The 13,108-nt window shown below is 57.1% G+C and carries 12 protein-coding genes; 6 read left to right on the top strand and 6 right to left on the bottom strand.

All coding sequences use genetic code 11. The features are described 5' to 3' along the window. The first annotated feature begins 384 nt into the window (after positions 1-384). Positions 385-984, top strand: a complete 600-nt coding sequence (locus tag CA85_RS24915) for a transposase (protein WP_246112750.1) — start codon at positions 385-387, stop codon at positions 982-984. Between the two features lie 19 nt (positions 985-1,003). Next, entirely contained in the window at positions 1,004-1,273 is a 270-nt protein-coding gene (locus CA85_RS25695; protein ID WP_246112751.1) for a hypothetical protein, read from the top strand. A 546-nt stretch (positions 1,274-1,819) separates the two neighbouring features. On the opposite strand, the gene CA85_RS12855 is transcribed toward CA85_RS25695, so the two are convergent. Next, entirely contained in the window at positions 1,820-2,047 is a 228-nt protein-coding gene (locus tag CA85_RS12855; protein ID WP_146391720.1) for an addiction module protein, read from the bottom strand. Positions 2,048-2,172: 125 nt separating this feature from the next. Between CA85_RS12855 and CA85_RS12860 the strand changes: the two genes are divergently transcribed. Beyond that, entirely contained in the window at positions 2,173-3,009 is an 837-nt protein-coding gene (locus CA85_RS12860) for a hypothetical protein (RefSeq protein WP_246112752.1), read from the top strand. 1,508 nt (positions 3,010-4,517) lie between these two features. Here CA85_RS12860 and CA85_RS12865 read toward each other — a convergent pair. Genes CA85_RS12865 through CA85_RS12885 form a run of 5 tightly spaced genes read right to left on the bottom strand, consistent with a single transcriptional unit; the run spans position 4,518 to position 9,130 of the window. Continuing rightward, a complete protein-coding gene (locus tag CA85_RS12865) occupies positions 4,518-4,838 on the bottom strand; it encodes a hypothetical protein (RefSeq protein ID WP_146391721.1) in 321 nt (106 codons plus the stop codon). After that, on the bottom strand, positions 4,835-5,578 hold the full coding sequence (locus tag CA85_RS12870) for a 4Fe-4S dicluster domain-containing protein (RefSeq protein WP_246112753.1): 744 nt from the start codon (positions 5,576-5,578) through the stop codon (positions 4,835-4,837). The genes CA85_RS12865 and CA85_RS12870 overlap by 4 nt, the downstream gene beginning before the upstream one ends. A gap of 47 nt (positions 5,579-5,625) precedes the next feature. Continuing rightward, on the bottom strand, positions 5,626-6,432 hold the full coding sequence (locus CA85_RS12875; RefSeq protein ID WP_146391723.1) for a diheme cytochrome c precursor: 807 nt from the start codon (positions 6,430-6,432) through the stop codon (positions 5,626-5,628). After that, the gene (locus tag CA85_RS12880; RefSeq protein ID WP_146391724.1) at positions 6,429-8,858 is read right to left on the bottom strand and encodes a molybdopterin-dependent oxidoreductase; all 2,430 of its coding nucleotides are present in this window, start codon (positions 8,856-8,858) and stop codon (positions 6,429-6,431) included. The genes CA85_RS12875 and CA85_RS12880 overlap by 4 nt, the downstream gene beginning before the upstream one ends. 20 nt (positions 8,859-8,878) lie before the next feature. Continuing rightward, positions 8,879-9,130 (bottom strand): chaperone NapD, encoded by a 252-nt coding sequence (locus CA85_RS12885; protein WP_146391725.1) that lies wholly within the window; start codon positions 9,128-9,130, stop codon positions 8,879-8,881. A gap of 114 nt (positions 9,131-9,244) precedes the next feature. Here CA85_RS12885 and CA85_RS12890 point away from each other — a divergent pair, with 114 nt between their 5' ends. The 3 genes from CA85_RS12890 to dsrP are packed head-to-tail and all read left to right on the top strand — an operon-like array spanning position 9,245 to position 12,159. Next, positions 9,245-9,958, top strand: coding sequence for a cytochrome c3 family protein (locus tag CA85_RS12890; RefSeq protein WP_146391726.1), 714 nt, complete (start codon positions 9,245-9,247; stop codon positions 9,956-9,958). Further along, positions 9,945-10,886 carry a 4Fe-4S dicluster domain-containing protein gene (locus CA85_RS12895; RefSeq protein WP_146391727.1) on the top strand — a complete coding sequence of 314 codons (942 nt, stop codon included), beginning with the start codon at positions 9,945-9,947 and terminating at the stop codon, positions 10,884-10,886. Before CA85_RS12890 ends, CA85_RS12895 begins: the two co-directional genes overlap by 14 nt. 4 nt (positions 10,887-10,890) lie before the next feature. Then, complete coding sequence (dsrP, locus tag CA85_RS12900) at positions 10,891-12,159, top strand: sulfate reduction electron transfer complex DsrMKJOP subunit DsrP (RefSeq protein WP_146391728.1); 1,269 nt, start codon at positions 10,891-10,893, stop codon at positions 12,157-12,159. Positions 12,160-13,108 lie beyond the last annotated feature (949 nt).

Consider the following 13,108-nt stretch of genomic DNA (forward strand, 5'->3'; position numbering starts at 1 on the left):
TTGCTTACTTCATCTTCGAACGATATTTGTGACGGAATGCGATATTCGTATTCTCTAAGTTCATGAAAATACTCACAGACGCTATCCGGGACATCGAGATTTCCCAGGAAAGAATCGTGCGCAAATAGTCCACCATTGCAGGAGTTCCCGGTGACGGCTGTTTTTGTGGGATCGTGGGGTCAGAAGTGCGCGGAGTTGGCTTTGCAGTACTAAAACATTCGCGATCGCCCGCTTTGTGACTGAATTTTGGCTTGAAATTGAGCTGATTCGACGGGAAGAGCCCGAGGGACACAGCACCTTGCTAACGAATTTGACTTCGCTTAGGCGAGGGGACAGGTTAAATTTGACGCTTGCGGCAAATTTCCTGAAAATGCGAGGTGAGTGATGAGTCGGATGGTCCGTTGTGAGGTCTTTGACCCCGAGGAAGTAGCGATCGCCCACGTTTACACCCGCGTCTGTCGCCGATGTTTCCCTCTCGGCGATGATCCGGACTCTGGGAAGAACTTCGACCACCGGAAAGTCTGGGTTGAAGAATATTTGCAGCAATTCGCAGCCTATTTTGGGATCGACCTGATCGACTTTGCGATTCTCTCAAATCACTTCCATTTAATCCTCCGATCGCGCCCGGACGTCGTGGCGACGTGGACGGATGAGGAAGTGGCGCGGCGGTGGTTGATGTTGTGCGCCCATCGCCGGAAAGCGGATGGAACGCCCATGCTTCCGACCGATCCTGAGATCCAATCCATCGTCGGATGTCCCATCAAACGCGAGGAAATCCGCCATCGGCTGAGTAGTTTCAGTTGGTGGATGCGGTTGCTGTGCCAGCGTGTGACGATGCGAGCCAATCGCGAAGATGACCAAACGGGCCGGTTTTTCCAAGATCGATATCACGCGACGCGTTTAGCCGACGAAGCCTCGTTGCTGGCCTGTGCTGCCTACGTGGACTTGAATCCAATTTGGGCGGCGATGGCTGAAACCCTGTAGCGACAAAGGATTCTTGGCGATGCCGATCGAGGATTACTTGGAACTGCTGGACTGGACGGCCCGACAGACCGCGCCCGGTAAGCGTGGCCGCACGCCTGCAGAGATCCCGCCGATACTGGTTCGGCTGGGACTGGACCGGACGACTTGGTGTGAATTGGTGAGCGACTTTGGGCGTCTGTTCTGCTGCGTGGCGGGACGTCCTGAATGTGTCGACTCAATGCGATGTCATCGAACGTGCCGTCGCTATCACCTTCGCCGCCGCGCCCGTGAACTGCTGACAGCCGATTAGCGACTCTCACCCATCTTCGGATGCAGAAATCGGCGGTAGGGAACCGAAGATAGAAAAAGTGCGCGCTGAAGTAGGCTAGGCAAGTTGATCCGAGCGGCACTTGTTGTGCGCCCGAGCTGACCAATCGTCGCCTCGGCCGCCATTGGCCATTAATCCAATCAAGCCAATATTGACTCGGTCGACAAAGTGCCATGTCCCTCTGGTTCTCCCTGGTTGCTCAGTCAATCAGACCTTGCCAGTCCGCACGTTCATGCGATTGTTATTTGCGATTCTGAAGTTCGCCTTCGTCTTGTCCGCTAGTGAATAGGCCAACCACTATCAGCAAATCGCTGTCCAAGCGAAAGTATAGAACCGCCGTGAAGCGTTTCAACCGACAGGGCCTCTATCCCGTATGATCGGGCGCAAAGAAACTGGGGTTTGCCTTCACTCGCTCAAGCGTGCAATAGAACTCGGCCTCAAACTTGTCCCCCAAACCGAAAGATATACCGTCGAACCAGTCAATTCCATCTAAAAGATCAGTCTTCGTGTACTTTGAAAGCTTTGCCTTCATCGACGACGTGCCAATCGAACTTGTTCCCTAAAATCATCCTCCGATAGCGCTGACGCTGGGTCGTCCTTGTACTCATCCCAACGCCGGTTTAGCTCGTCACGTTGCGCGGATGAAAGCTCTGTTCCAACATCGCTTGGCAACCTGTTCCATATCGCCTGCACGACGCGCAGTTGGTCGAGGTGTGAAAGGGCTGAAATATCCCTAATTGCTTGTTCTACGGTCATTAGTTGCCTCCGGTGGAATGTCGTATTTTAGCATAGAGTGTTCGGGGACGCTAGGAAACGCTTGGAGTAGATTAGGGACAGGCAATGAATAGTTGCCTTCGATCGCGGCTTGCGTACCATTGCCGATGGTTCCGCTACTCAAAACCGTGACGCTGACGGAGGTGATGAAGATGCCCAAGCAAGCTCGTGGGGAAGTGATCGATCCGAATGAGGTTCATATACTCCACTGCATCGCGGAGTGCGTCAGTAAGTCGTGGCTCTGCGGGACCGATCCCGCTACGGGAGAGTGTTTCGAGCACCGCAGGGGCTGGATCCGCGACCGAATCGAGTTCCTCGCCTCCGGGTTCGCGATCGATTGCCTGACGTTTTCGATCATGAGCAATCACCTGTACCTCGTCCTAAGAAGTCGCCCGGACGTCGTCGCGGCATGGTCGGACGAGGAGGTCGCCCAGCGTTGGCTGCGGCTGTTCCCCGCGTGTCGCAACTCTGACGGCAGCCCTGCCGTGCCAACGACGGCGGAACTGAACACGATCCTGAATCAGCCGGAGGTTCTAGCCTCGCGGCGTCAGCGATTCTCTGACGTGAGCTGGCACAGGCGCTGTCTCGCCGAGAATATTGTCCGCCGCAGCAACGCCGAGGATTCCGTTACCGGCCACTTTTGGGAAGGGCGTTTTCGGGCACAGGTGCTCCTCTATGAAGCGAGTTTGTTGGCGTGTGCGGCCTACGTGGATCTCAACCCGATTCGTGCCGCCATGGCGGAAACCCCTGAATCAAGCAAATACACCGGAGCCAAGGATCGCATTGGCTTGAATACCCATGCCTGGTGCGACGTCGTGAGCCGATTTGGGCGAGTGTTCGAGCGAGCAGCGGGTAGCCCAGAACACCTCGCCGAGGAAGCCGGCCGTCGCGGTCAAGGTTGGCTCTGCGCCCGTAACAACCCACTCGGGATATCTTCGGCCTGACCGTCTTCGGAAAACCTTCCACTTTGATTCCCTCCGGGGTCGCTGCTGCGCCGATATCGGGGAATCGGATCAGAATCAGCCCGATGCTCGGTGGCGGCATTCTGCGAGGAGCGGATCGTAGCTAAATCGGCCGAAAAACAAGCCTCAGCCCGAGCTGAAAAGTGGGTGGCCCTCCGTTCTATATGTCCGTCGCTGACCCCACACAAAGCTCGCCCAAAGGAGCCTGCTTTTGTCATGCCTGTAGAAACGGTACCGGACACCTTAATCTTGCTCGGACACCTTAATCTGGGTGCGATCCGCTTGATGCGCTCGACGAGTCCTGCATCACGCTGTTTCCAAATTGATAAGGTCGCCGACGGTCAGTTTTGACTGGAGCCAGTTCTCATAGACAGCATCCCACACTCCACTGAGCAGATCCGAGGATGAACGCCTGAGCTAAAGAAACGGGTGAAAACTTCCTAACGCGTTTGACGCATTTGGCGACATCATTGGCCTCAACGGCAACGGTCGAAAAAGTGGTCTGTAGTAAATCGGCCAGCGCTGTTACTCTGTCCATGCGGAAACTCCGTTCTCCGAGGTGACGAGGTTGCAATTCAAGTCACTTTATGAACGGTTTTCCGCTTTTTTTATAGATCAATCCTTAACTTGATGCCTATGCGGTCATCGCAACGCCACCTACGGTTGTTCGGCGACGATGGAGCGTCGACCCTGAAGTGGGGCGCAGCTCCCGTCGTGAATGATCTTCAGCTCCATTCGGCGTTGGCTCTTGAGTCTCGCGTCTTATCCGGTGGTGTTCGCTTGCACTCAAACGAACGGCTATTTTCTATCATCCCTGACGGGATACTTGTGGGTATTGAACAGCTCGCTGCTTCGTCCAATACGACACTGACTTCTCCCCCGTTCCTCAGTGTGCCAAGCCCTTAGTGTGCCAAGTTCGGCGGGCGCAACTACTCCGCATTGCTCTTCAGAGCCGACGGCAATCGACAGGCTGGATCGCCGCCGGCAGCGCCACGAACCAGCGGTGATCGCAATGTCGTTTACTCGCAAATTATCTTGCCCATCCGGGTTTGTCGTGGATAACGCCAGCGTATTGAATTTTAGAGGCATGGCGGTGGCGTCCGAAATGAGCGATGCCGTCACAGAATAAATGCTGGCGGCGGACGCGTCCGCCGCCAGCCGAAGTCACCTTTCGGCTCATGTGCGACTGAGTAATCCCAGACAAGGTGCTTCCCAGCAACGCTGGCTTGGCAAGGGATATCTCGGTCGCCAGCGTTTCCCTGCAAAAGCGGTACGCCAATGGTGTTGTCGGTCCCTGGCGAGCGTTTGTTCGTCAGGGACGCATTTTTGAACGATCATTGGATACTGGAGCCATGCCTCAAAATACCTTCCGCTGTGCTCTGCGCACGCGTCCGTCGGATGAACCTTATTTGGCACCGAAGGTGTTTTAGAAAATAGCCGTGGTTTGAGTTCAAGTGAACACGACCGGAAACGTCTTCAGGGTTTGCCCATCAAAGGGTCGGCAGCCGATTGCGGATAATCTTGGTGGTCGGATCGCCGGGCATGATGGTATCGCACCACATCTCGCCCTCGAAAACGTATCGCACTTGAATTGCTTGGGCGTCGCCGGTTGCGAATGCTTCTTCGGCGGCCGCCAGTGGGACGGTTGCATCGGTGGCCGAGGAACGCAACTGCACGTGTTGCACGTCCGCGCCGGCGGCGAGGTCGGCGAACAGCTGCAGCACTTGATCCTTGGCCCATTCGGCTTGCAGGATCTCGGGAAGGGGTTCGTTGTTTTCGAGGTCTTCGAGTTTCAGCTTTTGCGAGCTCATCGGTGGGGTAATCCGGGGCGAGTGAAAGCGGGCATGAGCAAGATCGCGTTTTCCGGTGCGGGGCAAACGTAGCGACAGACTCCACATCCGGTGCAGACCTGTTCGTTGACCGTCGGTTTCCCATTGGTGACCGAGATTGCGGAATCGACAGGACAACGTTCGCTGCACACGGTGCAGGTCGTGCCGTGATGGGCGAGGCACAGGTGCTCAGTGACTTGGGCGGTGCCCATGATCGGCGAGATGGAATCGACCAACACGCCGGGCTCGCATGACGCGATGCAAGGGAAGTCCTCGCACATCATGCAGGCAGCCGTGTCGGCTTCGATGATCGGCGTGCCCGCGACGCTGCCGAGTCGCTCTGGTGCTTTAACGATCGCGTCATACGGACAGGCCGTGATGCAGTCGCCGCAGCGCGTGCAGCCCGACATGAATTGAGATTCGGCGATCGCTCCGGGCGGCCGAAAGACCGGGACCGTTGGCGGAACGGACTTGCGTTTGAGATCCGTCGCTGGAACCGGGTCGATGTTGATTCCGCCGATGCTACGCGGTTGATTGTCGGTCGGCGGTGCGTCCTCTGGCACCGGTTTGGGGTACCGCATCACCAGCGGCGGAAATTTGGAAGTCGGGACTAATTTCCAAAGACGGCCTTGCAACAGGTCGCGGCGATTTAGCCTCGGAGTGCTATCGCGTTCTCGCGGCTGAAGATCGGGGGTAGAAGATTGATGGCGGATCCAACTCACGAACCACCAATTCTCCACTCGCAATTTTCTACCCAACCATCCCCACATCAATTCTCCACAACATCGAGCGACGGTAGCATCGGTACGTCCTGAGGGGTGAATAATTCCGCATCGGGCATTTGATCAAGTGTCGCTGACGGTGCGTGGCACTGTGTGCAATTCGTCCGCCAGGGGTGAGTCGATTCCATCCCGGCCCAGCCGTTCGGTCCGCCGTGGCAAGCGTTGCAATTCTCTCGCATCCATTGCGAATGGGGAATGGTAGGTGGAGCTCCCTGGTAGGCACGCTCGCCTTGCTTCGGCGCTGGCAAACCAACGAAGTTAGTCGCCACGTCGGCGTCAACGTCTTGAAACGGTGCCGGTGCCATCGGGGCGTGGCACTGCACACAGTTACCCAGGAACTGGTGCGACATGACGCTGGGTTTCATGCCGGCCATCTTCACGCCACCCGAATGGCATGCGTAGCACGCGGCATCGGTTGTGTTTTCGACAGGATGAGGAATGACCGGCGGTGCCCCGTTAAAGGCGCGGCGTGACGCCCGCAACTTGCTCGACGCTTCCTTGTCAGCCTCGCTCGGTTCGATCTGGGTGTAGAGATCGTAGTCCGCATCGGGCAGTGCCTGAGGCATCGTTTGCCATGACTTGGTTGGGCCCATCGGTGTGTCGGCAATTTCGGCGTAGCTGATCGCTGGAATCAGTTTTGCGTCGTCTGCCGGAGTTCGAGACAACTCGGCGTCGACCAAAGAGGATTCGTAGTAACCATCCGGTTGGGGCACACCATCGCCGATACCGACGAAGTATCCGATCACGGCGACCGCGATCACCAGCGAAAGAAAGATCATCGTCAGTCGGTTCATGAGGACACCTTCGCAGCAGACTTCTTCACGACACGAACAGCACACTTCTTATAGTCGGGTTGCTTCGAGAACGGGTCGTAGGCCTCGAGTGTCACGTTGTTGATCAGCTTGGATTCGTCAAAAAATGGGACAAACACCGTGCCTCGCGGCGGCCGACCGCGTCCATCGATCCAGACCGGCAAATCACAAACGCCGCGTCGTGATTCGATCGTGACTACCTCACCTTGGCGAATATTGGCAGCCTTGGCGTCCTCGAGGTGCATCTCGACATAAGCCGTCGGCATGGCCCGATTCAAGGGCGCGAGTCGGCGCGTCATCGTGCCAGTGTGCCAATGCTCAAGCACTCGGCCCGTGCAAAGCCACATTGGATATTCATCGTCGGGCACTTCCGGAGGCGGTTGGTATTCGTGGAACCAAATCTGAGCCCGGCCGTCATTCGACGTTGAATGATAGAAATCGAACTCTTGACCTTCCTCGACGAACGGATCATCGAATCCGGAAAAGCGGAACCGTGTCTCTCGCCACGAGCCGTCCTCTTGCTCGACCACCGGCCATCGTAGTCCGCGAGCTTTGACGTATTCCTCATAGGGAGCCAAGTTCTTGTGCTTCATCCTCGTGAAGAGTCGGTACTCCTCAAACAGATGCTTGTCGACATTGGTGTCGTAGTAGCGATCGAACTCCCAGATCGGGATCTCTTGGCCGTCGTCGTCTTTGACCGCGAAGATGAAGTCGCCGTCCTTGTCCTTCATCCCTTCGTGGCCCATCTCGAACAGCTTGCGAGCGATGGCGATCGTCATCCAGCAATCGTCGCGAGCCTCTCCCGGTGGGTCAACCATTTTGAACCACTGCTGGGTTCGTCGTTCGCTGTTGCCGAACATGCCGTTCTTTTCTACCCACATCGCCGCCGGCAGGATCAAATCGGCAAGTGCGGTCGTCGCGGTCGGATACACGTCGCTGACGATTAGGAATTTGTCCTCGAGGCCTTTTTTATCATTGAACAAAGCGTTCAAGTTCGGCAGCGTCTGGCCTGGGTTGGTGACCTGCACGAGCATGGTCGTGATATCACCACCCTCAGCTGTCGGTTTGGTGAAACGCTCGAACATCTCCACCGTATGATAGCCAGGCACCTCGTTGATGCTGCCGTCGCGAACGTTCCAGAAACCTTCGCATTGTTCGCGGTGTTCGGGGTTCGCGATCACGCGCCCGCCGGGCAACGCATGAGACAGCGTGCCGACTTCCCGAACAGTCCCGCAGGCCGAAGGTTGGCCGGTCAGGCTCGTCGGTGCATCGCCGGGCCGACCGAAGTGACCGGACAGCAAGTGAACACCGTGGACCAACGAATTGATCGCGGTGCCCATCGTGTGTTGGTTCATGCCCATGCACCACAGCGACGTGATGCGGATATCGCGATCTGCAAACAGGTCTGCCAACATGCGGATCTCGTCCGCCGGGACACCCGATAGTTCCTCGACTCGCTCGGGCGTGTACTTGGCGATCCGTTTGCGGAATTCGTCTTCGCTGATTGGTTCACCCGAAAGCGTTGGTGTGTCCGCTTCATCGCCACGGAAGTTGCAATGCTTCTCCACGAACGACTTGTCGTAGTTGTCGTTCTCGATCAACAGATGCATGATTCCCAGCGAGATCGCGACGTCGCCGTGCGGCTTCATCTCGAGATAATCATTCGCCGCGTCGGTGGTTCGAGTTCGACGCGTGCCAATGTCGATGATGCGGACGGTTTCGCCACGCGATCGCCTGTCGGTCACACGCGAGAACAGCACTGGGTGCATTTCAGCCGGGTTGTTGCCCCACAAGATTAGCACGTCACATTCATCAAGATCTTGATAGCATCCAGCCGGTTCGTCGACACCGTACGTTGCCAGGAATCCGGTCACTGCCGACGCCATGCACAGCCGGGCGTTGGGGTCGATGTGGTTGTTACTGAGTCCACCTTTCATGAACTTCTGGGCGGCGTAGCCTTCCGGAATCGTCCACTGACCACTGCCGTAGAAAGCAAACGTCTCGGGCGAATCAAAGATCCGTTTGGCAATGATCTCGATCGCTTCGTCCCACTCGATCTCGGTGAGCCGGCCGTCTTTGCGGAGCAGCGGTTGAGTCAGCCGGTCTTTGCCGTACAGAATGCCGCCGACATGGTACCCCTTCACGCACAGCAAGCCTTTGTTGACATCGGCGGCTTTGTCGCCGGCGATTGCAACGACGCGGCCGTCCTCGACACCGACCTGCACGTGACAGCCGGTGCCGCAAAATCGACAGGGCGCTTTATTCCACGACAAGCCGTCACCGTCGGGCAAGTCGCTGACGCCTTGATCGGCCTGCACGACGGGCAGTGACATGTTGCCGGCGACCATCGAACCAGCGGCCGCCATCGCGGCGGATTTCAAGAAATTACGACGCTTCGTGTCCATCATGTTTCGTTCCTGATTGCATCCTATGGTTTGGTCTCGGCGTCTTCGTCAAACGCGACCATGGCGACGGCCAAGTCGATCACCCCAGGCAATTGGTACACTGCGTTCCAAATTTCCTGATCGCGGCGTTTCGTTGCCGAATCGACTACGATAGCAAGCTTGCTGCCAGCCGATTCGCCGACTTCCACCTCAGGCAGATCAGCGATCTGGTCGATGCTGTCTGCGTGTTCGGCGACGGACGACTGGAAGGTGACGACGAGTCCGCTGATAGGCACCGCGACTGCGCTCCTGAAAACTGAATGCGAGTGTAAATCTGAGGTATCGCTAAGAGACACCTCAGTGTATACATTGTGAGTCGTCAGCGGAACCTCATTTGGATACAGAATCATATGCCGCGAATCGCAAATCTGATTTTCGCCGGCGTGGTGTGTTTGATCGCTTCGATGCTGTCGGTGGCCGTTTGGCAATCTGGCACGGATGCGAATACGCCCCCCGGAGTGGAAGAGTCTGCCCAGTCGTCTGTAGCCCAGTCGTCTGTGGCCCAATCGTCTGTGGCCCAGTTATCCGATAAAGCGAAAACGACGTATCCCGTCATCGTCCGCAAACCTTCTGGCCCACCGCGTATCGAACTCGCCGGTGCCGATCCGCAAGGTCGAACGGGTAGCGTCGCTTGCTCGACGTGTCACAGTGTTCGGGAGCCGAACCTGGAGAATAAAACGGCCGCGACGCTGGATGAGTTCCACCAAGGGATGACGTTCGATCACGGCGCCATCGCCTGCTATTCTTGCCACGATCCGGGCGGTTCAGATTCGCTGCGGTTGGCCGACGGGACAAAGGTTTCCTACCAAAACGTCATGACGCTTTGTTCGCAGTGCCATAGCAAGCAAGCCGAATCATTCGCCCACGGGGCTCATGGCGGCATGAATGGTCACTGGGATTTAAGCCGCGGTCCACAGATGAAGAACAACTGCATTGACTGCCATGATCCGCACTCGCCAAGCTATCCCAAGATGATTGTCGGCTTTAAACCCAAGGATCGTTTCAACGAACCGCCTACCGATGACCACCACCACGAAGGAGCGGCCTCCCATGACGACCACTGAACCGTCGACAAAACGTTCTCTGCCGATCGTCGAAAACTTCGGTCGCCGGGCCGCTGTGAAAGGTGCGTTCGCGACTTTGGGTGCGGGGGCGTTCGTCGCCGCGATCTCGCCGCTACGCCAAGCGGCCAAAAACTCGTCGGCCGCCGAGTTCATGCAGCAGCACTACACTGAGCTGTCGGCGGATCAAAAGGCCGACGTGATCGCTCGCTTGGAGGCCGAAACGAAAGAACAGTACGGTGCGGACGTCACGATCGCCGATGACCGGCCGATCCCCGGCACCAAATTCGTCTATGCGATCAATCTGAGCGTTTGCAACGGCAACGGCAAATGCGTCGAGGCATGCCACAAGGAAAACAATCACGACCGTGATACGAATCAGTCGTACATCCGCGTCATCGAAATGCCTAAGGGCACGATGGACATGGAACAGGGCTCGACGACTTACTCCGGCGCCGTCCCCAAAGACGACAAGTTCTACCTGCCCGTGCAGTGCCAACAGTGTGACGAGCCGCCGTGTGTGGACGTCTGCCCGGTCAAAGCGACATGGAAGGAAGAGGACGGCATCGTCGTTGTCGATTACAACTGGTGCATCGGCTGCCGTTATTGCGAAGCGGCATGCCCGTATCACGCCCGGCGATTCAATTGGAAGAAACCCGAAGTGCCCGCCGAGGAAATCAATCCCAATCAAAGCTATCTGAGCAACCGCGTTCGCCCGGTCGGCGTGGTCGAAAAATGCACGTACTGCTTGCACCGAACTCGCCGTGGCAAGTTGCCGGCCTGCCTGGAAGCGTGTCCGACCGGCGCTCGCGTCTTCGGCAATATCCTGGATAAAGATTCCAACATCCGTTGGATCTTGGAAAACAAACGAGTCTACATCCTCAAAGAAGAACTCGGCACCAAGCCGGCATTTTTCTACTACTTCGATTAGATCCATGAGCAGCATCACCGCATCGCCGCAGTCCACCGGTCCGCCTGAGGAACACGAGTCGCACGTGACGAGCTATCCAAGGTTCATCGCTCGATCGTTGTGGCTGGCCACCGAGGGTTCGCTCGCGTTTTACGCCTGGATGACGGTGCTGACCGCATTGTTTTTGGTCGGCGCGAACGCCTGGGCCAACCAAGTCGCTGGCGGCATGATCGGTACCAACATGACCGACCACGTTAGCTGGGGGCTCTACATCGCCAATTTCACTTTCATGGTCGGATTGGCGGCCGGCGGAGTGATGATGGTGATTCCGGCGTATCTGTATCATGATCGCAAGATGCACGACGTTGTCATCATCGGCGAGTTGCTGGCCATTGCTGCGATCGTCATGTGCTTGCTATTCGTCGTCGCTGACCTCGGCCGACCCGATCGGTTCTGGCACATGTTGCCGGGCATCGGCAAATTCAACTGGCCAATCTCGATGCTGACCTGGGATGTGATTGTCCTCAACGGATACTTGATCCTGAACCTGCACATCTGCGGCTATTTGCTTTACATGCGGTTCCTCGGTCGCAAACCCAACCCGGTTTGGTACGTGCCGTTCGTGATGCTGTCGATCGTCTGGGCGATCTCGATTCACACAGTCACTGCGTTCCTGTACTGCGGCCTGGGCGGACGACCGTTCTGGAATACTGCTTTGCTCGCACCGCGTTTCTTGGCCTCGGCATTCGTGTCCGGCCCCGCATTCATTATCGCGGCGATGGTGCTGATCAAAAAACTGACCGGCGTGAGCGGGCTGGACCAGCCGATCGCGACGCTGGCCAGGATCGTCCGTGTCACCATCCTGATCAACTTGCTAATGGTCGCATCCGAATTGTTCACCGAGTTTTATACCGGCGGCAGTCACGTTAGCGCGGCGAAGTATTTGTTCTTCGGTCTGCACGGCAAGACCGCGCTCGTTCCGTGGACATGGACCGCAATCGGACTGAACATCACCGCTGCATTACTATTCCTGTGGCCGGGCCTGCTCGAGTTGCGCTGGCGACCGCTACTCGTTGCCGCCTGCTGCATGGCCTTCGTGGGTGCGTGGATCGAAAAAGGCATGGGCCTGATCGTCCCCGGCTTCATCCCCAGCACGCTGCATGAGGTCGTCGAGTATGTACCCAGCCAACTCGAATGGAAAGTCACCGTCGGCATTTGGGCCTTCGGGCTGATGGTCTTTACCATCGCAATCAAAACGGCCCTGCCGACGCTAAAGCATCCCGCAGAGCACTGAGCCGAGCGGCGTGCATGATCCATCAACGCCCGCGGCGTAGGAAAACTTGTGGGAAATGACCAGGAGGCGACGAGTCCATGATCACAAGCGTCCCCTGCCGTTGGCCGGGTTGTCGATTAATTGATCTAAGACGCGTAAGCGGCCGGGTGGGCGGCGTTACCCGGGGCCTCACGGCCAATGCCATCTACTTTCGACCGCGAAGCGGTCTTGGTAACCCGACGCGTCAGCGAGGATCACTTGTTCGCCACGCAAAACACCGCATTTTCCTCGCTGACGCGTCGGGTTACCATCGTGAGGATGCCCCGAACGGAGGCAAAATCGATGGCATTGGCCTCACGGCCCTCGGCTCACCATCGCGGAGCCCACATCGATTAAATCGACAGGCCGGTCAGCCAACGTCAAGCCCGACTCCAAACGCGGAACGTCAGGATTCGCAAACGTCGCACTCGCAGATACCAGGCGTGGGCGAGCAATCATGTGGAGACTCCAGCCGAATGGATCATGTCCTCCAATTTTGACTACACGTGCACCTGCATGAGTAAAAAATCGTCCGGCGAATGGCACTGTGGTAAAATGTCACAAGGCACCGGAACAACGCATCGACCAAACAGCAGAATCCGCGTGATATCGGGACACCAACAGGCCGGGACCGCAGCCAGTTTCGGTTTGTCTGTGCGAAGTCACCTGGCTGTTCTCGGCTGATCGAGGGCGAGACGGCCCGACCTAGGAGCCAGAGAAATGCACTTGACGCAGTGAAACTGAGATTGGCCGGGATCGAGAAGGTCGTCTTGGGCCAACTAGCGGTGGCCGCCACGCGATCTCATCTTTCGGGTTCATCCGCAGAATCTGTGGGTGAAATCGAATCGCTAACCGTGCAGGCACGCCGCGCTCTGCAAATCCCATCAAGGATGTTGGATTTTGAGAGGTCTGAGCTCCTGCGTCCAATGAT

Origin of the sequence: Allorhodopirellula solitaria (assembly GCF_007859855.1) — a bacterium.
Lineage (GTDB): Bacteria > Planctomycetota > Planctomycetia > Pirellulales > Pirellulaceae > Rhodopirellula > Rhodopirellula solitaria.

Excerpts from the sequence above, each read along its gene's own strand:
- CA85_RS12875 (WP_146391723.1), bottom strand. The coding sequence starts at position 6,432 with ATGAACCGACTGACGATGATCTTTCTTTCGCTGGTGATCGCGGTCGCC.
- CA85_RS12880 (WP_146391724.1), bottom strand. The coding sequence starts at position 8,858 with ATGATGGACACGAAGCGTCGTAATTTCTTGAAATCCGCCGCGATGGCG.
- CA85_RS12855 (WP_146391720.1), bottom strand. The coding sequence starts at position 2,047 with ATGACCGTAGAACAAGCAATTAGGGATATTTCAGCCCTTTCACACCTC.
- CA85_RS24915 (WP_246112750.1), top strand. The coding sequence starts at position 385 with ATGAGTCGGATGGTCCGTTGTGAGGTCTTTGACCCCGAGGAAGTAGCG.
- CA85_RS12865 (WP_146391721.1), bottom strand. The coding sequence starts at position 4,838 with ATGAGCTCGCAAAAGCTGAAACTCGAAGACCTCGAAAACAACGAACCC.
- dsrP (WP_146391728.1), top strand. The coding sequence starts at position 10,891 with ATGAGCAGCATCACCGCATCGCCGCAGTCCACCGGTCCGCCTGAGGAA.
- CA85_RS25695 (WP_246112751.1), top strand. The coding sequence starts at position 1,004 with ATGCCGATCGAGGATTACTTGGAACTGCTGGACTGGACGGCCCGACAG.
- CA85_RS12860 (WP_246112752.1), top strand. The coding sequence starts at position 2,173 with ATGGTTCCGCTACTCAAAACCGTGACGCTGACGGAGGTGATGAAGATG.
- CA85_RS12895 (WP_146391727.1), top strand. The coding sequence starts at position 9,945 with ATGACGACCACTGAACCGTCGACAAAACGTTCTCTGCCGATCGTCGAA.
- CA85_RS12890 (WP_146391726.1), top strand. The coding sequence starts at position 9,245 with ATGCCGCGAATCGCAAATCTGATTTTCGCCGGCGTGGTGTGTTTGATC.